The organism is Pseudomonas sp. SBT1-2 (assembly GCF_028640875.1).
GTDB lineage: Bacteria > Pseudomonadota > Gammaproteobacteria > Pseudomonadales > Pseudomonadaceae > Aquipseudomonas > Aquipseudomonas chlororaphis_I.
On record NZ_JAQZAA010000066.1, the window covers coordinates 180,874 to 202,370 of the forward strand.

26 protein-coding genes and 1 tRNA gene are annotated in these 21,497 nt (G+C 61.4%); 17 read left to right on the forward strand and 10 right to left on the reverse strand.

Features of this window, described 5'->3' with window-relative positions; translation table 11 throughout:
* The first annotated feature begins 95 nt into the window (after positions 1–95).
* Positions 96–1,454, forward strand: coding sequence for an HD domain-containing phosphohydrolase (locus PVZ78_RS10955; protein WP_124314088.1), 1,359 nt, complete (start codon positions 96–98; stop codon positions 1,452–1,454).
* Between the two features lie 12 nt (positions 1,455–1,466).
* On the opposite strand, the gene PVZ78_RS10960 is transcribed toward PVZ78_RS10955, so the two are convergent.
* Positions 1,467–2,180: a murein L,D-transpeptidase catalytic domain family protein gene (locus PVZ78_RS10960; RefSeq protein ID WP_009049746.1), complete on the reverse strand. Its 714-nt coding sequence runs from the start codon at positions 2,178–2,180 to the stop codon at positions 1,467–1,469.
* Positions 2,181–2,321: 141 nt separating this feature from the next.
* Here PVZ78_RS10960 and PVZ78_RS10965 point away from each other — a divergent pair, with 141 nt between their 5' ends.
* From PVZ78_RS10965 to PVZ78_RS11000, 8 genes are all read left to right on the forward strand, one after another.
* Positions 2,322–3,893 (forward strand): L,D-transpeptidase family protein, encoded by a 1,572-nt coding sequence (locus tag PVZ78_RS10965; protein ID WP_273828673.1) that lies wholly within the window; start codon positions 2,322–2,324, stop codon positions 3,891–3,893.
* Positions 3,894–4,001: 108 nt separating this feature from the next.
* Complete coding sequence (locus tag PVZ78_RS10970) at positions 4,002–4,274, forward strand: hypothetical protein (protein WP_009049744.1); 273 nt, start codon at positions 4,002–4,004, stop codon at positions 4,272–4,274.
* A 171-nt stretch (positions 4,275–4,445) separates the two neighbouring features.
* Positions 4,446–4,769, forward strand: coding sequence for a hypothetical protein (locus tag PVZ78_RS10975; RefSeq protein WP_169751699.1), 324 nt, complete (start codon positions 4,446–4,448; stop codon positions 4,767–4,769).
* Positions 4,770–4,922: 153 nt separating this feature from the next.
* Positions 4,923–5,159 (forward strand): hypothetical protein, encoded by a 237-nt coding sequence (locus PVZ78_RS10980; RefSeq protein WP_028682827.1) that lies wholly within the window; start codon positions 4,923–4,925, stop codon positions 5,157–5,159.
* An 83-nt stretch (positions 5,160–5,242) separates the two neighbouring features.
* The gene (locus PVZ78_RS10985; protein WP_009049741.1) at positions 5,243–5,659 is read left to right on the forward strand and encodes a bleomycin resistance protein; all 417 of its coding nucleotides are present in this window, start codon (positions 5,243–5,245) and stop codon (positions 5,657–5,659) included.
* 130 nt (positions 5,660–5,789) lie between these two features.
* Complete coding sequence (locus PVZ78_RS10990) at positions 5,790–5,981, forward strand: hypothetical protein (RefSeq protein ID WP_028682829.1); 192 nt, start codon at positions 5,790–5,792, stop codon at positions 5,979–5,981.
* Positions 5,982–6,292: 311 nt separating this feature from the next.
* A complete protein-coding gene (locus PVZ78_RS10995; RefSeq protein ID WP_101282813.1) occupies positions 6,293–6,868 on the forward strand; it encodes a hypothetical protein in 576 nt (191 codons plus the stop codon).
* A 209-nt stretch (positions 6,869–7,077) separates the two neighbouring features.
* The gene (locus PVZ78_RS11000; RefSeq protein WP_101284185.1) at positions 7,078–7,512 is read left to right on the forward strand and encodes a GNAT family N-acetyltransferase; all 435 of its coding nucleotides are present in this window, start codon (positions 7,078–7,080) and stop codon (positions 7,510–7,512) included.
* 62 nt (positions 7,513–7,574) lie between these two features.
* Here PVZ78_RS11000 and PVZ78_RS11005 read toward each other — a convergent pair.
* Positions 7,575–7,662: transfer RNA gene (locus PVZ78_RS11005), tRNA-Ser, on the reverse strand.
* A 123-nt stretch (positions 7,663–7,785) separates the two neighbouring features.
* On the opposite strand from PVZ78_RS11005, the gene PVZ78_RS11010 reads away from it, so the two are divergent.
* Entirely contained in the window at positions 7,786–8,457 is a 672-nt protein-coding gene (locus tag PVZ78_RS11010; RefSeq protein WP_007929309.1) for a Bax inhibitor-1/YccA family protein, read from the forward strand.
* Between the two features lie 121 nt (positions 8,458–8,578).
* On the opposite strand, the gene PVZ78_RS11015 is transcribed toward PVZ78_RS11010, so the two are convergent.
* Both PVZ78_RS11015 and PVZ78_RS11020 read right to left on the reverse strand, forming a co-directional pair.
* Complete coding sequence (locus PVZ78_RS11015) at positions 8,579–8,908, reverse strand: YceK/YidQ family lipoprotein (protein ID WP_036985051.1); 330 nt, start codon at positions 8,906–8,908, stop codon at positions 8,579–8,581.
* A gap of 83 nt (positions 8,909–8,991) precedes the next feature.
* Complete coding sequence (locus PVZ78_RS11020; RefSeq protein ID WP_009049736.1) at positions 8,992–9,429, reverse strand: Lrp/AsnC family transcriptional regulator; 438 nt, start codon at positions 9,427–9,429, stop codon at positions 8,992–8,994.
* 132 nt (positions 9,430–9,561) lie between these two features.
* Here PVZ78_RS11020 and PVZ78_RS11025 point away from each other — a divergent pair, with 132 nt between their 5' ends.
* On the forward strand, positions 9,562–10,458 hold the full coding sequence (locus PVZ78_RS11025) for a DMT family transporter (protein ID WP_009049735.1): 897 nt from the start codon (positions 9,562–9,564) through the stop codon (positions 10,456–10,458).
* Between the two features lie 84 nt (positions 10,459–10,542).
* Positions 10,543–11,496: a Dyp-type peroxidase gene (locus PVZ78_RS11030; RefSeq protein WP_009049734.1), complete on the forward strand. Its 954-nt coding sequence runs from the start codon at positions 10,543–10,545 to the stop codon at positions 11,494–11,496.
* Positions 11,497–11,624: 128 nt separating this feature from the next.
* On the opposite strand, the gene PVZ78_RS11035 is transcribed toward PVZ78_RS11030, so the two are convergent.
* The 5 genes from PVZ78_RS11035 to PVZ78_RS11055 form a co-directional block, all read right to left on the reverse strand.
* Positions 11,625–11,786, reverse strand: coding sequence for a DUF2474 domain-containing protein (locus PVZ78_RS11035; RefSeq protein ID WP_135006771.1), 162 nt, complete (start codon positions 11,784–11,786; stop codon positions 11,625–11,627).
* Positions 11,773–11,928, reverse strand: coding sequence for a hypothetical protein (locus PVZ78_RS11040; RefSeq protein WP_273828674.1), 156 nt, complete (start codon positions 11,926–11,928; stop codon positions 11,773–11,775). Before PVZ78_RS11040 ends, PVZ78_RS11035 begins: the two co-directional genes overlap by 14 nt.
* A complete protein-coding gene (cydB, locus tag PVZ78_RS11045) occupies positions 11,915–12,931 on the reverse strand; it encodes a cytochrome d ubiquinol oxidase subunit II (protein WP_028682832.1) in 1,017 nt (338 codons plus the stop codon). The genes PVZ78_RS11040 and cydB overlap by 14 nt, the downstream gene beginning before the upstream one ends.
* Before the next feature lie 15 nt (positions 12,932–12,946).
* Entirely contained in the window at positions 12,947–14,368 is a 1,422-nt protein-coding gene (locus tag PVZ78_RS11050) for a cytochrome ubiquinol oxidase subunit I (protein ID WP_009049730.1), read from the reverse strand.
* Between the two features lie 128 nt (positions 14,369–14,496).
* The gene (locus PVZ78_RS11055; protein WP_273828675.1) at positions 14,497–16,821 is read right to left on the reverse strand and encodes an FdhF/YdeP family oxidoreductase; all 2,325 of its coding nucleotides are present in this window, start codon (positions 16,819–16,821) and stop codon (positions 14,497–14,499) included.
* A gap of 444 nt (positions 16,822–17,265) precedes the next feature.
* On the opposite strand from PVZ78_RS11055, the gene moaA reads away from it, so the two are divergent.
* The 5 genes from moaA (at position 17,266) to moaE (ending at position 20,472) form a co-directional block, all read left to right on the forward strand.
* A complete protein-coding gene (gene moaA, locus PVZ78_RS11060; RefSeq protein ID WP_016701854.1) occupies positions 17,266–18,264 on the forward strand; it encodes a GTP 3',8-cyclase MoaA in 999 nt (332 codons plus the stop codon).
* 38 nt (positions 18,265–18,302) lie between these two features.
* Positions 18,303–19,202, forward strand: coding sequence for a bestrophin family protein (locus PVZ78_RS11065; protein ID WP_009049727.1), 900 nt, complete (start codon positions 18,303–18,305; stop codon positions 19,200–19,202).
* A gap of 77 nt (positions 19,203–19,279) precedes the next feature.
* On the forward strand, positions 19,280–19,774 hold the full coding sequence (gene moaC, locus PVZ78_RS11070) for a cyclic pyranopterin monophosphate synthase MoaC (RefSeq protein WP_273828676.1): 495 nt from the start codon (positions 19,280–19,282) through the stop codon (positions 19,772–19,774).
* Positions 19,771–20,022 carry a molybdopterin converting factor subunit 1 gene (gene moaD / locus PVZ78_RS11075; protein ID WP_102678081.1) on the forward strand — a complete coding sequence of 84 codons (252 nt, stop codon included), beginning with the start codon at positions 19,771–19,773 and terminating at the stop codon, positions 20,020–20,022. The genes moaC and moaD overlap by 4 nt, the downstream gene beginning before the upstream one ends.
* A 3-nt stretch (positions 20,023–20,025) precedes the next feature.
* Positions 20,026–20,472 (forward strand): molybdopterin synthase catalytic subunit MoaE, encoded by a 447-nt coding sequence (gene moaE / locus PVZ78_RS11080; RefSeq protein WP_028682837.1) that lies wholly within the window; start codon positions 20,026–20,028, stop codon positions 20,470–20,472.
* 30 nt (positions 20,473–20,502) lie between these two features.
* Here the strand turns inward: moaE and PVZ78_RS11085 are convergent, their stop codons facing one another.
* A complete protein-coding gene (locus tag PVZ78_RS11085; protein WP_038633576.1) occupies positions 20,503–21,405 on the reverse strand; it encodes a LysR family transcriptional regulator in 903 nt (300 codons plus the stop codon).
* Positions 21,406–21,497: the final 92 nt, after the last annotated feature.

Consider the following 21,497-nt stretch of genomic DNA (forward strand, 5'->3'; position numbering starts at 1 on the left):
TAATCGGCCGGCGTCAAATCCATGCCGAAACGCTACAAGTCATCTAGCCTGTCCCAGAAGGCAGGTCTGATCGAAGTCAAAGGGGAGGGGGAGACATGGAAGAACATACAGCGGGCGCAGCCCAGGACAGATCGACGGTACTGCTGGTCGACGATGAGGAATCGATTCTCAATAGCCTTCGCCGGCTGTTACGCAGCCAGCCTTACGACATCCTGCTGGCCGACAGCGGTACCAAGGCCCTGGAAATCCTCGAACAGCGGCCGGTCGACGTGGTCATGAGCGACGCCCGAATGCCGGGCATGGACGGCGCGACCTTGCTGGCCCATATCCATCAGCGTTATCCATCGACGCTGCGCATCCTGCTCACCGGTTATGCCGACATGACGTTGATCGCCAAGGCCATCAACGAAGGACAGATCCATCGCTATATCAGCAAGCCCTGGAACGACGAGGACATGCTGGTGACGCTGCGCCAGGCCCTGGCCCATCACCATTCCGAAAGCGAGCGCCTGCGTCTGGAAGCGCTGACCCGGCAGCAGAACGAGCAACTGAGGAGCCTCAACTCGACCCTGGAAAAGCGCGTTGCGGCGCGCACCGCCGAGCTGCAACAGACCGCCGACATGCTCGACCTGGCCTATGAAGAGCTCAAGCGCAGCTACGTGACCGGCACCGAGGTGTTTTCGCTGCTGGCGAACCTGCGCTTGCCCAAGGCCAAGCAGACCAACCGGCAGATCATCGAACTGATTCGCGTCTACTGCATCACCCATGGCCTGGACGAAAGCGAAAGCCGCGACATGACCATGGCCGCCGCGTTGTACAACATCGGCAAGCTGAGCTGGACCGACAGCATGATGACCGCGCCAGCGGATCTGCTGCACCACACCGAGCGCGACCTGTACCGCGCCTACCCGAAACAGAGCGAATCGCTGCTGATGACCCTGGAGCCGATGAAGGACGCGGCGCGCATCATCCTGCATCACCAGGAGCGCTGGGATGGCAGTGGTTTTCCCGATCATCTCAAGGGCGAGGCGATTCCGCTGGGCTCGCGCTGGCTCAAGCTGGCCGTGGACTTCATCGAGTTGCAGCGTGGGCTGATCCTCGAACGGCAGATGAACAGCGATGAGGCGCTGCTGTTCATTCGCAAATACGCCGGCAAACTCTACGATCCGGACCTGGTGGAGGACTTCGTCGGCGTCTGCGCGGCCTATCAGAACGATGTCACCCTGGCCGATCCGACGGTCAGGGTCCTGACCACCCGGGACCTGGCTGCCGGCATGACCCTGGCGCGCAACCTGAATGCCGACAACGGCATGCTGCTGCTCAATGCCGGCAAGGTGCTGAGCGGCCCGCTGGTGGACAAACTCATCGCTTTCGAAGCGATGGAAGGGGCCAAATACAGCATCTTCGTCAAAATACCCGAAGAGCCGGAAACGGCGGCCTTAGCCGCCGGTTGAGGGACGAACGGATTAACCGCCGCTGGCGGCGACAATGCTGGCCACCTGGCGTGGCTGGCAGTTGAGATAGGGCGAGGATTTCAGCCATTGCTGGTCGGGGTACCAGGAAAACATGAACTGACCGTCCTTGAGGCGGTCGATCACCTGGCGTGCCACCTGTGGCCGCACGGCCGGGCAACCCAGGCTGCGGCCGATGCGCCCTTGGCGTCGGCTCCACAGGGGGCTCACGTAGTCGGCCGCGTGAATCACAATGTCCCGATCGCGGGCGAGGTCGTTGAAGCCTGGTTCCAGGCCGTCCATGCGCAGCGAATAACCGTGGCTGCCTTCATAACTTTCCTGGGTGCGAAACAGGCCGAGGCTGGACTGGAAGCTGCCCATGCGATTGGAAAACTGGGTGGCGAAGTTTTCCCCGGATTTCTGCCCGTGGGCGACCAGGTCGCGCAGCACCAGGGTTCTTTTATTCAAATCGAAGATCCACAGGCGGCGGGCGGTGGAAGGTTGCGAATAGTCGATGACCGCCAGGTGCCGGGCCTGCCTGGCGCCGCTGTTGACGGCGCATTGCATGGCGCTCAAGGCACTTTTCAGCACTTGGGGATTGAGTTCTGGAGCGGCGTGGGCGAGGCTGTTGTAAAGCAGCGGAGTCGTGTTGTTGGCGGCGAGCGCGGGGCTGCAGATCGCGCCTAGGGTGGTCATTGCCAGGCAGAGCCGGCGCAGAAAGGTCAGCATTCTAGAGTGTCCCCACAGTCACTTTGGCTCCCGACGTCCTATCGCTCTTCTGGCAGTTCTGGTTACAGGTGGTTGGACGATTTTTCGCAGCCACTGCCGAGGTTGACCATCACCATGATGGCCATGATTGGAGTAAAGCAGTTGTTCAAAAAACACGCATGTTACTTGAGCCTTTTCCTGCTCGCTGCGCCGTTGGTCGCGACTGCTCAGGATGTACCGGTCGATCATGAGAACCCTGTGCAACTGGTATTCACTCGATTGTCCGCTGCCTGTCCGGGGTTGGCGGCGTACCTGGACATTCCCGCCCAGAGCCTGCTACAGGCCTTTTACCAACAGCAGGGTGACCAGCCGATCTGGTCGTCCAGCGCACGTTTGGAGGCGTTGCAGGCACAGTTGCAGCAACTGGCCGACGATGGCCTGGACCCGGCCGACTACCGGTCACCGGCCAGCGCGCTCGCGGGCGACGTGCTGTGCGCCGACCTGAGCTTCAGCCAGCATTACCTGCAAGCCCTGCATGACCTGCATTACGGCCGTCTGTCGCAAGCCCGTTTCGAGCCGATGTGGCACGCCCACCCCTTGCAACTGGATCGCCAGGCGCAGGTGCTCGCCATTGCCGGGCCCGGCCTGCAAGACATCCCGGCGGCCTTCGCGCTGGCGCGGCCGAGCCTCGAGCAATATCAGAACCTGCGCCAGCTGTATGCCCAGCAGCGCCAACTGGAGTTGCCCCATTGGCAACCGCTGCCCAGCGGGCCGCTGCTGCGTCCGCAGATGCAGGACGCGCGGGTGCCGGAGTTGGCGCAACGGCTGTTCAAGGAGGGATACCTGAGCACCCTTGGCAACGGGGGCGATACCCTTTACAGCGGCGATCTGGTGAGCGCGGTGAAAAGCTTCCAGCTCAGCCATTCGCTGCAAGCCGACGGGGTGATCGGCGCGGGGACCTTGAGTGAACTGAATATCAGCCCGCAGATGCGCCGCGAACAGCTGCGCATCAACCTCGAACGCTTTCGCTGGCTGGCGCAGGACATGGAACCCGACAGCCTGCTGGTCAACCTGGCCGCGGCGCAGTTGATCGTCTATCAGGACGGCGTACCGGTGTGGCAGACCCGGACCCAGGTGGGGCGTGCCGAGCGCCAGACGCCCTTGCTGAAATCCCAGGTCACACGCCTGACCCTGAACCCGACCTGGACGGTACCGCCGACCATTTTCCGCGAAGACAAACTGCCGGAAATTCGCCGTGACCAGTCCTTCCTCAATCGGCAGAACCTGCAGGTGCTCGATAGCGAGGGGCATCCCCTGGCGGTGGAAGATATCGACTGGGACAACCCCGGCAATATCCTCCTACGCCAGGAGGCCGGGCCGAGAAACCCGCTGGGGCAGATGGCGATCCGGTTCCCCAACCCATTCTCGGTGTACCTGCACGACACGCCCAGCCAGGCGTTGTTCAACAAGGGGCCGAGGGCCTTCAGTTCGGGCTGCGTACGGGTCGAGCATGCGTTGCAGCTGCGCGATCTGCTGGTGAGTCCGGCGGAGCGGGTGCGTACCGACGAGTTGCTGAGCACCGGGCTCACGCATGAGTTCAGGCTGTCGACGCCGGTACCGATCCTGCTCACGTACTGGACGGCGCAAGCCGACAGCCATGGCCAGCTGTCCTATGCCCCGGACATCTACGGACGGGACGCGGCCTTGCTGGTGGCGCTGAACAGCAAGCTTTGAGCGCCTGGCCATGGGCATGGGAGCGCTGTGCCTTTGGTCAGGAACGGCTGAACATCCGCCGGCGCGCGACGATCTGAATAAATAAGAGGGCCATAAAGGAGAACCGAAATGGTTCAGCGTCGCCGCCACCACATCTCGCAGCTGTCCCTTCGTATCGAAGGGCTGCGAGCCAATGTCCTGCAATTCAAGCAGGATGAGTTCCAGATCCAGCAAGCCCTGTGCGGCGCTTCGGCGACAGCGAGGGTGCGCGATCTGGAGGATGCCTTCGATGAGATCCGGGAATCGATCAACCATACCGAGGCCTTGCTGGAAGCCCTGGTCCAGGTCGCGGGAGGCGTGGGGGAAGAGGGCGCAGGAGCCTGCCAGGCCGCAGGCCGATAAAGGGGCCCGGCACAGGGCCGGATTCGCGGCTCCAGCCGCAGGCACCGCTACGCGATTGATGAAAACCCGGCCATTGCGCCGGGTTTTTTATGGCGACGCGAATGGCTATCATCGTTCGGTGATTTTTCAGCGTAGGTTGCCATGGCCTTTTTCGAGTTATTCGATCAATTCATGAGAAGCATGCTGGCGGCCTGGCTCTTTGTCGGTATCTGCCAGCTGGCCCGGTTCGTCTTCTCGCAAGCCCCGTCCAGGTTGTCCGGATGGATCACCCTCGCCGGGCTGGCCTTCTTGATGGTGTACCCCTGTGGGTGGGACTGGGCTTCCGGTTTCATGGAAAACGCCTGGGTGGCGATGTGCAGGGTCTACCAGCATTCGGCCTCTCAACTGGCGCTGTTTCTGGCCGATGCGGCGGGCGCGGCATTGGGCGGCCTGGTCGCCTACCTGATGTCCCGTTATGTCATGGCCGCCCCGGCGCCACTGAAACCTGCCGGCTGAAGCGCTGACAGATACAAAAACAGCCTCGCCACTTGTGCGGGGCTTTTTATGGCCTTCGGAAAATCTGTCTCTAACTCTTGATGGGGGCCTATCGACTGGCATGAATCAATGGGCTGTGCCTTACTCGAACTTCATTTACTGAGGGATGCGGCCATGACTGAGCGCCATTTGAACCACAGTGAAACCCTTTCCAATGGGTGCAAGATCAAGGTGCGATCAGAGATCCTCAGAGATGGCTCGCTCAAGATGTTCATTGGCATCTACAAGCCGGATGGCAGCGTTATTGTCGAGGATAATGACCTGGCCCCGGATGGCCTGGATATGGAGGATGCGTTTGAGTGGGGGATCGACAGGGCCAAGAAGATTGGCAGCGAGCAGAAGGTGCAATGACAGGTCATGCCGCGCGCTAAATAAGCCGGCATGCAGAGAACCAGGTAAATTGGCCGGCCAAGGAACTGAATGGATGCTAGAGCATGTTCAAGTTGAACGCCCTGGTGCCGGAACTGATCGTTTCGGACCTGCAGCAGAGTCTGTATTTCTACTGTGACGTGTTGGGTTTCAGGGTCGAGTACGACCGACCCGAAGACAAGTTTGCCTTTCTCTCCTTTGGCAACAGCCAGATCATGCTGGAGCAGGACTGGCATGACGATTCACCCTGGCGTGTGGGCCCCCTGGAGCCTCCCTACGGACGTGGCATGAACCTCTCCATCGAGTGTCCGGATGCCTTTGCCCTGGTTTGTGCACTGGAGAAGGCTGGTTGCGCGATCAGGAGATCCGTCGAAGAGCATTGGTACCGCAGCAATGACCGGCAATTCGGGCAGAGGAATTTCCTGGTCCTGGACCCTGATGGTTATCTGCTTCGTTTTGCAGAAGATATTGGCGTGAAATAACTGCCAAACAGCACCGGAAGCTCGAACGGTTCGACAGGTATCACGCCATTTGCCGGCTATCCGTTACGACAGGGGTTGCCCGCGATTCAGGCGTAAAATGGCGGTGCTACCTCGTCAAAAGGAGTCCCATATGATCGCCGACCAAGTAAGCAAGCAGGCGTCGGAGCAAAGAGTCTGGGATCAATACTTCTGCGCTGCGTTGATTGCGGAAAGCAACCTGACGGCACCGGTCGTAGGAGAGGCCACTCACGAAGACAGGCAGAACCTGTTGATCGAAAGAGCCAAGACGCTCGCCGACAAGATGATGGAATCCAGAAAATAACCAGAGCCCGGCCATAGTGCCGGGCTTTTTGCATCCTTCTCCTTGCACATGACCAAGGTCTGCCGACCGTTATACCCATGATGACGGTGCTCTGTGGTATCGATTGAGCACTCGACCCTCAGACTTTCTCGATGCAGGTACAAGCCGGTTTTCAAGGGCAAATGTATGCCGTAGGCGCCGGCCAGGCGATTCCAGATCCAGATGGACGGCTGGGCAGGTAACTTGTTGATACAAATATGAGTACGTATCATTTAGTTTCAAATCAAGGGTGCGAGGGAGTGCATTGCCCACATAAGAATAAGGTCAAGGTAATGCTCAAAATGCTACTCGTGTATGGTCATCTGATTGCCACCTGTATTGCTCTGGGGAGGGTGTTACAGGCTGATCAAAAGCTCTGGAGCTGGCGCAAGGATGTGCTGGGCCAGGTGCAGCGTGAGTACCTCGACGAGACTCAAAAGATCGTCATGCTCGCGCTATTGGCTCTTTGGGGAAGTGGCTTGTTGCTGGTGCTCCAAGGCTACCTCTATGAGGGCAGTGCGTATCTGCTCAATCAAAAACTCTGGGCCAAGGCCAGTGTCGTCGCGCTGCTTAGCCTCAACGGCGCTTTGTTGCATCGGATCGGTTTCCCGCTGCTGCAGAAGGCTCCTTTTACCTCGTTACCCAACTCCGCCCGTACTCGCCTTGCTCTCTTGGGCGCGCTCTCCATGAGTGGCTGGTTATTTGCCGCTTTCCTGGGGGTGGCTCGAGCGTGGAATAACGCACTGCCTTACTTGCATGTGATGGGGGTCTTTGCCGTGTTCGCGTTGTTTGCCTGTGTCGTGGCGCTGATAGTCGCCAATACCGCGGGCGCTATGGATGATCAATGGTCGCGCACTGGCAGCAAATGAGGTTTGGATCTGTCATGCATTGTGTTGCGAGTGCCGTATAGCGTGCTGTAGAGGCACTGGACCTTCGGCGTACCAAAATGTAACCAGCGTCAATTAGCCCGTTCATGGTCGAGTTTGCGCTTTGCATCAGAACTATCGCTGAGCGTAATAGCATCTGGGGCATCGGAGCTGAAGTAAACTCCGGCGAATTTGACCGAAGGGACGCGATCATGAATTGGCAAATCAGACAGGCCGTCTTGAGCGATATCGAATGGTTGGTGCGTGTGGATCCTATAGCGGCAAAAGACCACGGCCGTCGAGCACAAATAGAAAGGGTAGTAGGCTCGGGCGAATGCTGGGTTGCTTGTGAGACAAACGATCCCAGTGTCCCGATCGGTTACGGCTGCTTGGACAAAAGCTTTTTCGGGGAGTGGTTCATCCCGCTTGTAGTCGTTTCAAACGCTCATAGACGTTCTGGTGCAGGTAGGCAAATCATTGCTCACTTGGAGCATTGCTCCTCTGCCAGAAAGATCTTCACTTCGACCAACACGTCCAATACACCCATGCGGCAATTGTTGGTACAGAGTGGATATCAATACAGCGGGACTGTGGAGAATCTTGACCCTGGTGATCCAGAGCTGATTTTTGTGAAGTTTTTGAATTAACTCCGCACCAAACCCCAGAAACGAAAAAGCCCCGAATAATCGGGGCTTTAGCGTGACGAATATGGCGGAGGCGATGGGATTCGAACTCATGGACCTGTTACAGTCGACGGTTTTCAAGACCGTTGCCTTAAACCACTCGGCCACACCTCCGTTTTTGTTGCGGGCGCCATAATACCTGAATGAAACACACTGTCAAACTCTGTGCATGGCTTGTTGCAGAGCGTCTGTTATGATCTTTGCCACTGAACGTTTCAAACCAACAGGAGTGTCGCCATGCGCGAACAGGATTACGCAGTTAATAACAGCGTGCAGGCCGAGCAGCTAGAAGTTAGCCGCGTCCTGCGCAACACCTACGGCCTACTCGCTCTCACTCTCGCCTTCAGTGGCGTGATGGCTTACGTGGCCCAGCAGATGCGGGTCGGTTATCCGAACATCTTCGTGGTGCTGATCGGTTTCTACGGTCTGTTCTTCCTCACCAACAAACTCCGTGATTCGGCCTGGGGCCTGGTGTCGGCGTTTGCCCTGACCGGTTTCATGGGCTTCCTGCTCGGCCCGATCCTCAACCGTTACCTGGGCATGCAGGGCGGCGCGGAAGTGGTCAGCTCGGCCTTTGCGATGACCGCGCTGGTGTTCGGTGGCCTGTCGGCCTACGTGCTGATCTCCCGCAAGGACATGAGCTTCCTCGGTGGTTTCATCACCGCCGGTTTCTTCGTCCTGCTGGGCGCGACGCTGGCCAGCCTGTTCTTCCAGATCAGCGGCCTGCAACTGGCGATCAGCGCGGGCTTCGTGCTGTTCTCCTCGGTGTGCATCCTGTACCAGACCAGCGCCATCATCCATGGCGGCGAGCGGAACTACATCATGGCGACCATCAGCCTGTATGTATCGATCTACAACCTGTTCGTCAGCCTGTTGCAGCTGTTCGGCATCATGGGCCGCGACGACTGATCGCCAGCCTTGAAAAAACAGCCCGCTTCGGCGGGCTTTTTGTTGTCTGCGATCTGGTCGCCCGGCCAGGGTCAAGCCGGGTCGTGGCAGCACACGCAGAGTTTGTTGCCGTCCAGGAGCGCTACTCGGCAATGATCAGGCTGCCGTCGGTTTGTTGTTGATAGATGGTGTAGGGCAGCAGCAAGGTGTCGAGCACGCCTGAAACGGCCATGTCGAGCAGCATGCCTTGGGTCGAGGCAGGGCCGGTGGGAGTTCTTCCGTTTTCTGGCACAGGGGCGTGCATGCTGCAGAAGTCATAAGTCACGCCACTGTAGATGCGCGGGACTCCACCGCAGTACGATTTTCGCTCCTTGAGTTTCTGGCTGGCCACCGCATCCTCCCTGAAGACGGTATCGATGGTTCCACAGCCCGAGAGCATCAATGCCGCCAGCAACAGAAAACAGGTTTTCACGGTGCGAGTCCTTCGTCGATGAGGCCCTGAGTCTAGTCAGTTTTTAGGCGCCAGGGGACAAGCGCCGTGCGTGAGCTCATGCATTACGCCATCGGCGGCAATCGCCGTTTCACCGGGCTTTTCTTGACGATCGCGGTGTTGGTTTCCGCGCAGCTGTTGAGGTGGTCGAGCAGGTTGTCCAGTTGCTCCATGTCGCGCACATGCAGGCGGGCGATAAAGCAGTCCTCGCCCGTGACCTTGTCGCATTCGGTGAACTCGGGGATGGCCAGGATCTGCCGTTCGACTTCCTGGAGTTTCCCCGGCAGCGGCCGGATGCGCACGATGGCCTGCAACTGATAGCCGAAGAACCTGGGGTCGACTTCGACGGTATAGGCCTTGAGCACGCCGCGCTCTTCCAGGCGTCGCAGGCGTTCGGCGACGCTGGGCGAGGACAGCCCGCTGATCTGTGCCAGCGCCTTGAGCGAACGGCGTGAGTCTTCCATCAGGGCGCTGATCAGCGCCTGGTCAATCTCGTCGATCATGTCAGCCTCATTAGGTAAAACCTAAGAAATACCTTGATAAAAAAGGTGTAAGCCGAGTTTAGCCTGCCGTTGAGTCTTGAGCGGGGCAGGAGCCGATTGTCATACTTTTGGCTCTTGTTGAGGAGAGTGATCATGGACAAATTGTTACGCCGCGGCTCACTGGAAATGACCGCTGCCATGTTGATTTCCGGGACCATCGGCTGGTTCGTGCTGGTGTCCGGGCAGCCGGTGCTGGACGTGGTGTTCTGGCGCTGCGTGTTCGGCGCCGCGACCCTGCTGCTGATCTGCGCCGGCTTCGGTTTTCTGCGCCCCGGCATCCTGACGCGCACCACCTTTCTCCTCGCCGTGCTCAGTGGTGTCGCCATCGTCGGCAACTGGGTGCTGCTGTTCGCCTCCTATTCCCGGGCCTCGATCGCCATCGGCACCGCGGTCTACAACGTCCAGCCGTTCATGCTGGTGGGGCTGGCGGCATTGTTTCTCGGCGAGAAAATCACCGCGCAGAAACTGTTCTGGCTGAGCATTTCCTTTGCCGGGATGCTGGCGATCGTCAGTGCCCATGGCGAGCAGGGCGCGGGGGGCAATGATTATCTGCTGGGGATCGCCCTGGCGCTGGGGGCGGCCCTTCTGTACGCCTTCGCCGCGTTGCTGATCAAGCGCCTGACCGGCACGCCGCCGCACCTGATCGCGCTGATCCAGGTCTGCACCGGGGTGTTGCTGCTGGCGCCCTGGGCCAATCTTTCCGCGCTGCCCACGGCGCCGGGTGCCTGGGCCAGCCTGCTGACCCTGGGCATCGTGCACACCGGGGTGATGTACGTGCTGTTGTACGGCGCGATCCAGAAACTGCCGACCGCACTGACCGGCGCGCTGTCGTTCATCTACCCGATTGCGGCGATCTTCGTCGACTGGTTTGCCTTCGGCCATCGCCTGGAGCTGCTGCAATGGATCGGCGTGATCGCCATCCTGCTGGCGGCGGCCGGCATGCAGCAGGGCTGGAGCCTGGGCTTGCGTCGTCGGGTGGCGGCGCAGTAAGCGCCGCGGTCCACTCAGGCACTGTGACTGGGCGATTGTTTGCTACTCTGCGGTCCTTCTATCCCGTTCCGCCGAGTACAGAACATGCCTATATCCGACGCCAGTCCTGAACCGCAATCTGTCTGCAACCCGATTACCAGCAGCGCGATCTTTATCGTCGCCACCCTGGCCCCTGGCAGTGACGCCGCCGCCAAGGTACGGGGCTGGTGCGAGGATGTGGCGGGCCTCACCCGTTCGGTTGGCAAGCGGGTGCCCGCGGGTAACCTGTCGTGTGTCTGCGGTTTTGCTTCGGCGGCTTGGGACCGGCTGTTTGGCGGCCCGCGCCCGGCGTCCCTGCACGCCTTTCGCGAGTTCGGCCCGCAAGAGCGCCGGGCCGTGGCGACCCCGGGCGACATCCTGCTGCACATTCGCGCGGACCAGATGGACCTGTGTTTCGAGCTGGCGACGCAACTGATCGCGGCGCTGGGCGATGCGATCACGGTGGTCGACGAGGTGCAGGGTTTCCGCTATTTCGACATGCGCAGCATCATCGGCTTTGTCGATGGCACGGAAAACCCGGTCGGGCGCAAGGCCATCGAGTTCACCCTGGTCGGCGATGAAGATCCGGCGTTCAGCGGCGGCAGTTATGTGCTGGTGCAGAAGTACCTGCATAACATGAACGCCTGGAACGAGCTGTCGGTCGAGGAACAGGAACGGGTGATCGGGCGCAAGAAGCTGTCCGACATCGAACTCGACGATGCCGTCAAGCCGAGCTCTTCCCACAGTGCCTTGACCACCATCACCAAGGACGGCGAAGAGGTGAAGATCCTGCGCGACAACATGCCGTTCGGCCGGCCCGGGGCGGGGGAGTTCGGCACCTATTTCATTGGCTACGCGCGTTCGCCGGAGCCCATCGAGCAAATGCTGGAAAACATGTTTGTCGGACGGCCGGCGGGCAACTATGACCGTCTGCTGGATTTCAGCACGGCGGTGACCGGCGGCCTGTTCTTCGTGCCTTCGGCCGATCTGCTGGAAGCGTTGGCCGAACGCCAGCCCTGATCCGGATACAACGAGCCCGCGAGGTGAGGGCCTCGCGGGCTCGTTGCATCTGGCTGATTGGAACCACAAACCGGCAAAGGCGCCGGCGCCCCCAAAAAAGCGCCGGGCCTTACCGGTGCAGCCAGCAATCAGTGACTGCTCATCCCGGCCAGCTGCATCATCAGCCGCAGCAGCCCGGCCACCGCACCCAGGGCCAGCACACTGCCAAACCAGATGCCCACCAGCCACGCCAGCCGCCGATACCAGGGGGCAGCCTGACCTTCAGTGCTCGATACCTCAGAGCGTTCCATAAGCCAACTCCATCATCAGTGCGGTGGCAGCGGCCAGCATCAGCAGCCCACCGAGGAACAGCAGGCTCAGCTGCGCCACCTGCTGGTAGAAAGGCCGCAGCCTGGCAGGGGGGCGAAGGGTTTTGCTGTCAATGGTAACCATCGCCGATCCTCACTTTGCCGCGGAACACGTAGTAGCTCCAGCAGGTGTACATCAGGATGATCGGCAGGATGAACAGGGTGCCGATCAGGATGAACAGCTGGCTGGACGGGGGCGATGCCGCCTGCCACAGGCTGATGGAAGGCGGCACGATATTCGGCCAGATGCTGAAGGCCAGGCCGATGTAGCCGAGGAACACCAGCGCCAGGGTGAACACGAACGGCCAGTGCGAGTGATGCTGGCGCAAGGTGCGCAGCAGCCCGAACAGCGCCAGCAACCCGAGGACCACCAGGGCGCCGAAGACCACGATATGCGCGTGGGTGAACCAGCGGCTGGCGATTTCCGGATGCAGCAAGGGCGTCCACACGCAGAGCACCGCGACCACCGCCATCAGCACGAATGCCAGCGGCCGGCTGTAATGGCGCATCCGCGATTCCAGCATGCCTTCGGTCTTGACCAGCAGCCAGGTGCTGCCCAGCAGCGCGTAGGCGACGATCAGGCCCAGGCCGCAGAACAGCGGGAACGGCGCCAGCCAGTCGAGGTTGCCACCGGCGAACTGGCGATTGACCACCGGGATCCCGGCGATGTAACTGCCAATCACGATGCCCTGGCAGAAGGTCGCCAGCAGCGAGCCGCCAATGAACGCCATGTCCCAGATATGGCGTTTTTCCGGGCTGGCCTTGAAGCGGAACTCAAAGGCTACGCCGCGGAAGATCAAGCCGGCCAGCATGAAAATCAGCGGCAGGTACAAGGCCTCCAGAATCACCGAATAGGCCAGCGGGAAGGCCCCGTACAGCGCCGCGCCACCGAGGATCAGCCAGGTCTCGTTACCGTCCCAGACCGGCGCCACGGTGTTCATCATCACGTCGCGCTCCTGCGCGTCCGGGATCAGCGGGAAGAGGATCCCCAGTCCCAGGTCGAAGCCATCCATGATGACGTACATCATCACCCCGAAGGCGATGATCACGCCCCAGATCAACGACAGATCTATACCTTGAATGCCCATGGGCAAGCTCCTTGTTCAGTTGGCAGGGTTGCCGGACGCGAAGGTCTCGGGGACTGCGGACAGCGGCCGGCGTGGCGTGCGGTCCTGGCCGGGGCCGCCTTGTGGCGGATGATCGTGATGGGGCTGCGGGCCCTTGCGGACCAGCTTCATCATGTAGGCGATGCCCACGGTGAACACCGAGAAGTAGATCAACACGAACAGCGCCAGCGAGATGCTCAGTTGGCTGACCGAGTGGTTCGACGCCGCGTCGGCGGTGCGCTGCAAGCCGTACACCACCCACGGCTGGCGGCCGACCTCGGTGGTGATCCAGCCGGCGAGCATGGCGATCAGCCCGGTCGGGCCCATGAACAGCACCAGGCGCAGGAACAGCCGGTTGCGGTACAGCGCACCGTTGCGGCGCAGGGCCAGGCCGAGCAGGCCGGTGAGGATCATCAACATGCCCAGCCCGGCCATGATCCGGAAGCTGAAGAAGATGATGGTCGCGTTCGGCCGGTCCTCTTTCGGAAAGCTCTTGAGCGCCGGGATCTGCTTGTCCAGGCTGTGGGTCAGGATCAGGCTGCCCAGGTAAGGCACTTCGATCGCATAACCGGTCTTTTCGGCGTCCATGTCGGGGATGCCGAACAGCACCAGCGGCGTCGGTTGGTTGCCGATGTTTTCCCAGTGGCCTTCGATGGCGGCGATTTTCGCCGGCTGATGTTCCAGGGTGTTCAGGCCATGGGCATCCCCGACCACCGCCTGGATCGGCGCGACGATCAAGGCCATCCACATCGCCATCGACAGCATCTTGCGCACCTGCGGCGTGTCGTTCTTGCGCAGCAGGTGCCAGGCCGCGGACGAGCCGACAAAAAACGCCGTGGCGACGAACGCGGCGATCGCCATGTGCGCCAGGCGGAACGGGAACGACGGGTTGAACACGATGGCCAGCCAGTCCATCGGTACGATCCGCCCATCGACGATGGAGAAGCCCTGTGGCGTCTGCATCCAGCTGTTGGAGGCGAGGATCCAGAAGGTCGAGATCAGCGTGCCGATCGCCACCATGACCGTGGAGAAGAAGTGCAGCCCACGGCCGACCCGGTTCCAGCCGAACAGCATCACCCCGAGGAAACCGGCCTCGAGGAAAAACGCGGTCAGCACTTCATAGGTCAGCAGGGGCCCGGTAATGCTCCCGGCGAAGTCCGAGAAACGGCTCCAGTTGGTGCCGAACTCGTAGGCCATGACCAGCCCGGAGACCACCCCCATGCCGAAGTTGACGGCAAAGATTTTCGACCAGAAGTGATACAGGTCCTTGTAGACCGGATTATTGCTTTTCAGCCACAGGCCTTCGAGCACGGCCAGGAAGCTGGCCAGCCCGATGGTGATGGCGGGAAAGATGATGTGGAACGAGACCGTGAACGCGAATTGAATTCGCGCCAGGTCGAGCGCTTCCAGGTTTGGCATGACGATACCCTCAGAGTGGCTCGAGACCTGTGCACGGCACGGCCGACCGCGGTGAGCCTTGCGGCTCGCGGTCAACGGCAATGCAGGTTTCGAAAGGGCCGGGGCGACGCGCGCCGCCCCGGGCAGGTTCAATCGACGGAGGACTGGATCAGGTTGCTGGCCGGCGCCGGTTCAAGGCGGATCGCAATGAACTTCGAGGTCGGGGTGAAGGTGCGGTCGCCGTAGCTTTCCAGTGGCACCAGAGGGTTGGTTTCCGGGTAGTAGGCCGCGGCCTGGCCGGGTGGAATGTCATAGGCGATCAGGGTGAAGCCGCTCACCCGGCGCTCGCGACCGTCGCCCCACAGCGAGATCATGTCGACCTTCTGCCCAGGCTCGTAGCCCAGCTGGCGAATGTCCTGCTCGTTGACGAACACCACGTCGCGCATGCCGTAGACCCCGCGATAACGATCGTCCAGGCCATACAGGGTGGTGTTGTACTGATCGTGGGAACGCATGGTCTGCAGGATCAGCTCCGGCTTCACTCCCAGGTCGCGCACGCCCTTGCTCACCAGGTGTTCCGGTAACACGCCGGGGGTGAACTGGGCCTTGCCGGTGGCGGTTTTCCAGATGCGCTGGGCGGCGTCGTTACCCAGGTGGAAACCACCGGGGTGCAGCAGCTTCTGGTTGAAGTCCTTGAAACCGGGAATGGTGTCGGCGATCAGGTTGCGGATCCGGCTGTAATCCTCGATCACCCACAGCCAGTCGATCGGGTGGCTGCCGAGGGTGGCGTTGGCGATCCCGGCGATGATCGCCGGTTCCGAACGCATCAGCGGTGACTTGGGTTTCAGCTGGCCGTGGGAAATGTGCACCATGCTGAAGGTGTCTTCCACGGTGACGCCTTGCGGGCCCTGGGCTTGCAGGTCGATATCGGTGCGCCCCAGGCACGGCAGGATCAGCGCCTCGCGACCGGTGACCAGGTGGCTGCGGTTGAGCTTGGTGGCGATGTGCACGGTCAGCTCGCAGTTGCGCAGGGCCGCGTGGGTGCGCGGGCTGTCGGGGGTGGCCTGGGCGAAGTTGCCGCCCAGGCCGATGAACACCTTGGCGCGACCTTCTTCCATGGCGGCGATCGCCATCACCGTGTTGTGCCCGTGCTTGCGCGGCGCCTTGAAGGCAAAACGCGCTTCCAGGGCATCGAGCAACTCGGCGGGGGCCAGTTCGTTGATGCCCATGGTGCGGTCGCCCTGCACGTTACTGTGGCCGCGCACCGGCGACAGCCCGGCGCCCGGCCGGCCGATATTGCCGCGCAGCAACTGCACGTTGACCACTTCCTGCACGGTCAGCACCGAGTGGGTGTGCTGGGTCACGCCCATGGCCCAGCACATGATCACCCGCTTGGCCTTGCGGTACATGCGCGCGGCCAGCTCGATGTCTTCCAGGGACAGCCCGGACTGTTCGAGGATGTGCTCCCAGCTGGTGGCGTCGACCTCGGCCAGGTAGGCGTCCAGGCCCGAGGTGTGCTCGGCGATGAAGGCGCGGTCGAACACCGCTTCGCCATTGTTCGCCAGCGCTTCGCGTTCCCATTGCCAGAGGAACTTGGCGATGCCGCGCATGGCCGCCATGTCGCCGCCCAGGGCCGGGCGGAAGTAAGCGGAGGAGGTGGGCTCCGAGCCGTTGGTGAGCATTTCCAGCGGATGCTGCGGGTGCTGGAAGCGTTCCAGGCCACGCTCTTTCAGCGGGTTGAAACAGATCACCTGGGCGCCACGCTTCACTGCCTCGCGCAGCGGTTCGAGCATCCGCGGGTGGTTGGTGCCAGGGTTCTGGCCGATGACAAAAATGGCGTCGGCTTCCTCCAGGTCATCGAAGGTCACCGTGCCTTTGCCCACGCCGACGCTGTCGTCCATGCCCAGGCCACTGGCCTCGTGGCACATGTTCGAGCAGTCGGGGAAGTTGTTGGTGCCGTAGGCACGCACGAACAGCTGGTAGAGGTAGGCGGCCTCATTGCTGGCCCGGCCCGAGGTGTAGAACTCGGCCTGGTCGGGCGACTCCAGAGCGTTCAGGTGCTTGGCGATCAGGGCGAAGGCATCGTCCCAGCTGGTTTCGACGTAGCGGTCAGTGCTGGCGTCGTAACGCATGGGGTGGGTCAGGCGGCCCTGGTATTCGAGCCAGTAGTCGCTTTGCGCCGCCAGCGCCGACACCGTGTATTTATTGAAGAAAGCCGGGTTGACCAGGCGCCCGGTGGCTTCCCAGTTGACCGCCTTGGCGCCGTTCTCGCAGAACTTGACCATGCCGTTTTCCGGCGATTCGCCCCAGGCGCAACCCGGGCAGTCGAAACCGCCGTTCTGGTTGGTCTTGAGCATGGTGCGAATATTCTTGAAAGCGTTTTCGCTGCCCAACCAGTTTTTGGTCACGGCAATCAGCGCGCCCCAACCGGCGGCTGCTCCCTTGTAGGGTTTGTAGCGTTCAACTTCGCTCATGGTTCTTCTCCAGGACATCGCACGTAGGCTGTGCCTAATGCCAAGTCATTGTTTATGACTGTTTTGTTGTGCGGTTAAATACGCTTTTATTTGCAGCCAGTTACAAGGCATGCACACTTATTCACTTCACGGGTGCCGCTCAAGTACTACGGGAACAAGCCTATGTTGGTCGTGAAGTGCCTGTCTAATCGCTATTAATGACCAGGTGATCGAGATCCTCTATCAGATAAAAAATAGAAATAAATCAATGGATTATTTGTTTAAGGTGGCGTGCTTCTGGATGCTTTTCTGCTTGATAGATCCTATTGATCAACCGGTTGTTAATAGCGATTAGACGGCGCTTTTAATTGAACTTAGTCTTGCCGCAACAAGGCCCCTCTATAACGGCGGCCTTCCAATAACAGCCTTCTGGTCAATGCGCCTGAAGTGTTGATGGAGGCGGTAATGTCAGATCGAATCCTGCAGGATGGTTTTTCCCGGCGAGTCGACTATCTGCGGATGTCGGTGACCGATCGCTGCGACTTTCGCTGTGTGTATTGCATGGCCGAAGACATGCAGTTCCTGCCACGGCAACGCATCCTGACCCTGGAGGAGCTCTATCAGCTGGCGCACAGCTTCGTCGCCCTGGGCACCCGGAAAATCCGCCTGACCGGGGGCGAACCCCTGATCCGCCAGGGCGTCGTCGAGCTGTGCCGGCGCATCGCCGCGCTGCCGGGGCTGCGCGAGCTGTGCATGACCACCAATGGCTCGCAGCTGGGCAAACTGGCGGCCCCCCTGTTCGATGCCGGGCTCAAGCGTCTGAACATCAGCATCGACAGCCTCGATGCCAGGCGCTTTCGCGAGCTGACCCGCACCGGCGACCTGGCCCAGGTCATCGCCGGCATCGATGCGGCGAACGCCGCCGGTTTCCAGCACACCAAGCTCAACTGCGTGGTGATGAAAGGGCGCAACGATCACGAGATCAACGACCTGGTGGGGTTCGCCATCGACCGTGGGCTGGACATCTCCTTTATCGAAGAGATGCCCCTGGGGGTGATCAGCGAACACAGCCGCGCCGATGCGTTCTTTTCCAGCGCCCAGGTGCGCGAGCGCATCGCCGAGCGCTACACCCTGATCGACTCCACCGAATCGACCCAGGGGCCGTCGCGTTACTGGCGCCTGGCCGAGGCGCCGGAGATTCGCCTGGGGTTCATCTCGCCCCACAGCCACAACTTCTGCGCCACCTGCAACCGGGTGCGGCTGACCGTCGAGGGCCGGCTCCTGCTGTGCCTGGGCAACGAGCATTCGGTCGACCTGAAACAGGTGCTGCGCAGCCATCCGGGCGAGCCGGAGCGCCTGGAGCGGGCGATCGTCGAGGCGATGAAAATCAAGCCGTACCGCCACAACTTCGAACTCAATGACGAGGTGCAAGTGGTGCGGTTCATGAACATGACCGGCGGCTAGCCCGCGCGGTTTTCCCTCTGCAAAAAGGCTGTCTTGCGATGATCGTCAGATCCAAACCCAACCTGATCAATGTGCTGATCTCCCTCAAGGGCTCGATCGCCAAGCGCATCGCCCTGCGCAGCCTGCTGGTGACCCTGCTGGCCTCGGCGATCGTGTTTATCGAGACCCTGTACCCGGCCTATTTCTCCAGGGTCAACGCCACGCCCTTCACCCTGTTGGGCCTGTCGCTGTCGATCTTCATGAGCTTTCGCAACAACGCCTGCTACGACCGTTGGTATGAAGCGCGCAAGGCCCTGGGCACGCTGGTGACGGAGGTGCGTTCGATGATCCGCGAAACCCAGGCGATCAAGGATTCGCGACAACGCGGCAAGATCCTGCGCGACCTCTGCGGCTTCGCCCATGCCCTCAACGCCAGGCTGCGCCAGGAAGACGAGTCGAGCGCGGCGGGCACCTGGCTGAGCCGGTTGCCGCCGGCCCAGGCGCCCAACGTGCCGGACAGCATCCTGCGCCACGTCGGCCAACAGTGTTCGACCCTGGCCGAATCCGGGGCGATCAGCGAATGGCGCTACACGCTGCTGGCCAATCACCTGAGCAGCCTGACCAACGCCCAGACCATCTGCGAGCGGATCAAGGGCACGCCATTGCCCTTTCCCTACACGCTGTTGCTGCACCGCACCAGCTACATCTTCTGCATCCTGCTGCCCTTTGCCATGGCCGAGCCCCTGGGCTGGCTGACGCCGATCTTCACGGCCATCGTCAGTTATACGTTCTTCGGCCTGGATGCCATTGGCGACGAGCTGGAAGACCCCTTCGGCCGGGACGAGAACGACCTGCCGACCAACGCCCTGGTGCGCACCATCGAGCGCGAGGTGCTGGATGCCCTGGGGGCGACCCAGTTGCCGCCGGTGCTGCAGCCGGTGGACTTCGTGCTGAGCTGATCGGCGCCCATGTGTTCGCCTGGCTTCCCCGGGCGACATCAAGTACTCAACCCAGCCAGCCGGCTGCGAGGATAACCATGAATCACGATTCCACGACCCTGACTCACCTGGACGCCGAAGGCCGCGCCAACATGGTCGATGTCAGCGACAAGCAGCCCACCGACCGCGAAGCCCAGGCCCAGGCCTGGGTGCGCATGCGGCCCGCCACCTTGCAGATGATCCAGCAGAACGGCCACCCCAAGGGCGACGTGTTCGCGGTGGCGCGCATCGCGGGCATCATGGCGGCGAAGAAAACCCATGAACTCATCCCGCTCTGCCACCCGCTGATGCTCAGCTCGATTCACCTCGAACTGAAGGCCGTCGAGCCCGACAGCGTCAGGATCGTCGCCAGCTGCCGGCTGAACGGCCGCACCGGGGTCGAGCTGGAAGCCCTTACCGCAGCCAGCGTGGCCGCGCTGACTATCTACGACATGTGCAAGGCGGTCGACCGCGGCATGGTCATCGACAGCATCCAGCTGCTGAAGAAACAGGGCGGACGATCCGGCACCTTTGACGCGGGAGTCACCGCATGATTCTGATCAACTACTTTGCCCGCTATCGCGAGCAGCTCGGTATCGGCGGCGAGAAGATCGCGCTGGACGATTCGTTGCGCAGCGTCGGCGACCTGAGGACATTGCTGATGGCCAGGGGCGAGACCTGGCAGGCGGTGCTCGGCGAAAACAGCCTGATGTGCGCGCTGAACCAGGACCTGTGCAACCTCGACGCGCCCATCGAGGACTTCGACGAGATCGCGTTTTTCCCACAAGTCACCGGGGGCTGAACCATGACCGTGCACGTCCAGGCCGAGGCCCTCGACCTCGATCGACTGCACCGCGAGGTGCATGGCGGCGACCCGAGCATTGGCGCGGTGGTGACCTTCGTCGGTTATGTGCGCGACCTGAACCTGGGAGAACAGGTCGGCAGCCTGTTCCTCGAATATTACCCGGGCATGACCGAGCGCGCGTTGCAGCGCATCGTCGATGAGGCCAATCAGCGCTGGCCGCTGCAACGGGTCAGGGTCGTGCATCGGGTGGGACTGTTGCAGGTGGCTGAGCCGATCGTGTTTGTCGGCGTCGCCAGCGCCCATCGGCAGGCGGCCTTCGCGGCCTGCGCCTTCCTGATGGACTATCTGAAAACCCGCGCGCCGTTCTGGAAGCGCGAACAGACTTTGTCCGGCGAGCGTTGGGTGGAGGGCAGGGAGAGCGACCAACTGGCCGCCAGTCGCTGGTAGGGCAGGGATACGCCCTGCGGCGCAGCAGCTTTAGTCGGCCGTTGGCTCTGCTGCGGCAAACAGTTTCCTGGCTTCGGCAAAGCACTTTTCGGCGATGGCCGAGCGCGGTTCGGTCTTGCGCATCACCAGGCCCAGGGGCGCCAGCACGCTGGCATCCGGCAGGTTGATGAACGCCAGGTTCTCGATCGGATTTTCCAGGCCGCTGGACAGCGGCATGATCGAGCAACAGAAGCCTTCGTGAATCGCCTGGAACAGCTGATAGGTGGAGTCGCTTTCGAGGATCGGCTGCGGGTCGAGGCCACGGCTGCGGAAACTCAGGTCGATGGATTTGCGGTAGTGCATGCCATTGCTGATCATCCCCAGGGGCAGCTCGGCGGCTTCTTCCCAGCTCATTTCGCTGCCTTCGAAATGGAAGTGGCGGGTGTCGTACAGCAGGCCGACGCGGGTTTCACCGATCTCGAAAAACTCGAAATAGTTCGGGTTCACGTGGTCCAGATAACACACCCCCAGGTCCAGCTGGTTGTTGCCCAGACCCTCGATGATCTGGTCCGAACTCATGGACGACAGGGCGAACTTGAGTTCCGGGAAACTCTTGGAAAGCCCCTGGACGTAGCCGATCGGGTTGAAGCTGCTCAACGGCACCAGGCCCAGGCGCAGGCTGCCGACCAGTTGGCCACGGCACGCGGCGGCCTCGGCGAACAGCCCGTCATGGGCGGCGAGCAGGGTCCGCGCCCAGGCCAGCACCCGTTCGCCGGCCTCGGTGAAACCTTCGAAACGCTGGCCGCGCTTGACCAGCACCAGGTCCAGCTCGTCCTCCAGATTGCGCAAGCGCATGGACAGGGTCGGCTGGGTAATGTGGCAGCGCGCGGCGGCCTGGCCGAAGTGTCGGGTCTGGTCCAGGGCGATAAGGAACTTGAGTTGTTTGATGTCCACGGTGGCACCTGCTGAGAAAGGGATTTGATGTCAGGGGTAAGGTTGCTGTCCAGGATGCACGAAGTGTCCGGACATCCCGATCCGACCTTTGG

Excerpts from the sequence above, each read along its gene's own strand:
- PVZ78_RS10955 (WP_124314088.1), top strand. The coding sequence starts at position 96 with ATGGAAGAACATACAGCGGGCGCAGCCCAGGACAGATCGACGGTACTG.
- PVZ78_RS10960 (WP_009049746.1), bottom strand. The coding sequence starts at position 2,180 with ATGCTGACCTTTCTGCGCCGGCTCTGCCTGGCAATGACCACCCTAGGC.
- PVZ78_RS10970 (WP_009049744.1), top strand. The coding sequence starts at position 4,002 with ATGGTTCAGCGTCGCCGCCACCACATCTCGCAGCTGTCCCTTCGTATC.
- PVZ78_RS10975 (WP_169751699.1), top strand. The coding sequence starts at position 4,446 with ATGAGAAGCATGCTGGCGGCCTGGCTCTTTGTCGGTATCTGCCAGCTG.
- PVZ78_RS10980 (WP_028682827.1), top strand. The coding sequence starts at position 4,923 with ATGACTGAGCGCCATTTGAACCACAGTGAAACCCTTTCCAATGGGTGC.
- PVZ78_RS10985 (WP_009049741.1), top strand. The coding sequence starts at position 5,243 with ATGTTCAAGTTGAACGCCCTGGTGCCGGAACTGATCGTTTCGGACCTG.
- PVZ78_RS10990 (WP_028682829.1), top strand. The coding sequence starts at position 5,790 with ATGATCGCCGACCAAGTAAGCAAGCAGGCGTCGGAGCAAAGAGTCTGG.
- PVZ78_RS10995 (WP_101282813.1), top strand. The coding sequence starts at position 6,293 with ATGCTCAAAATGCTACTCGTGTATGGTCATCTGATTGCCACCTGTATT.
- PVZ78_RS11000 (WP_101284185.1), top strand. The coding sequence starts at position 7,078 with ATGAATTGGCAAATCAGACAGGCCGTCTTGAGCGATATCGAATGGTTG.
- PVZ78_RS11010 (WP_007929309.1), top strand. The coding sequence starts at position 7,786 with ATGCGCGAACAGGATTACGCAGTTAATAACAGCGTGCAGGCCGAGCAG.
- PVZ78_RS11020 (WP_009049736.1), bottom strand. The coding sequence starts at position 9,429 with ATGATCGACGAGATTGACCAGGCGCTGATCAGCGCCCTGATGGAAGAC.
- PVZ78_RS11025 (WP_009049735.1), top strand. The coding sequence starts at position 9,562 with ATGGACAAATTGTTACGCCGCGGCTCACTGGAAATGACCGCTGCCATG.
- PVZ78_RS11030 (WP_009049734.1), top strand. The coding sequence starts at position 10,543 with ATGCCTATATCCGACGCCAGTCCTGAACCGCAATCTGTCTGCAACCCG.
- PVZ78_RS11035 (WP_135006771.1), bottom strand. The coding sequence starts at position 11,786 with ATGGAACGCTCTGAGGTATCGAGCACTGAAGGTCAGGCTGCCCCCTGG.
- PVZ78_RS11040 (WP_273828674.1), bottom strand. The coding sequence starts at position 11,928 with ATGGTTACCATTGACAGCAAAACCCTTCGCCCCCCTGCCAGGCTGCGG.
- cydB (WP_028682832.1), bottom strand. The coding sequence starts at position 12,931 with ATGGGCATTCAAGGTATAGATCTGTCGTTGATCTGGGGCGTGATCATC.
- PVZ78_RS11050 (WP_009049730.1), bottom strand. The coding sequence starts at position 14,368 with ATGCCAAACCTGGAAGCGCTCGACCTGGCGCGAATTCAATTCGCGTTC.
- PVZ78_RS11055 (WP_273828675.1), bottom strand. The coding sequence starts at position 16,821 with ATGAGCGAAGTTGAACGCTACAAACCCTACAAGGGAGCAGCCGCCGGT.
- moaA (WP_016701854.1), top strand. The coding sequence starts at position 17,266 with ATGTCAGATCGAATCCTGCAGGATGGTTTTTCCCGGCGAGTCGACTAT.
- PVZ78_RS11065 (WP_009049727.1), top strand. The coding sequence starts at position 18,303 with ATGATCGTCAGATCCAAACCCAACCTGATCAATGTGCTGATCTCCCTC.
- moaC (WP_273828676.1), top strand. The coding sequence starts at position 19,280 with ATGAATCACGATTCCACGACCCTGACTCACCTGGACGCCGAAGGCCGC.
- moaD (WP_102678081.1), top strand. The coding sequence starts at position 19,771 with ATGATTCTGATCAACTACTTTGCCCGCTATCGCGAGCAGCTCGGTATC.
- moaE (WP_028682837.1), top strand. The coding sequence starts at position 20,026 with ATGACCGTGCACGTCCAGGCCGAGGCCCTCGACCTCGATCGACTGCAC.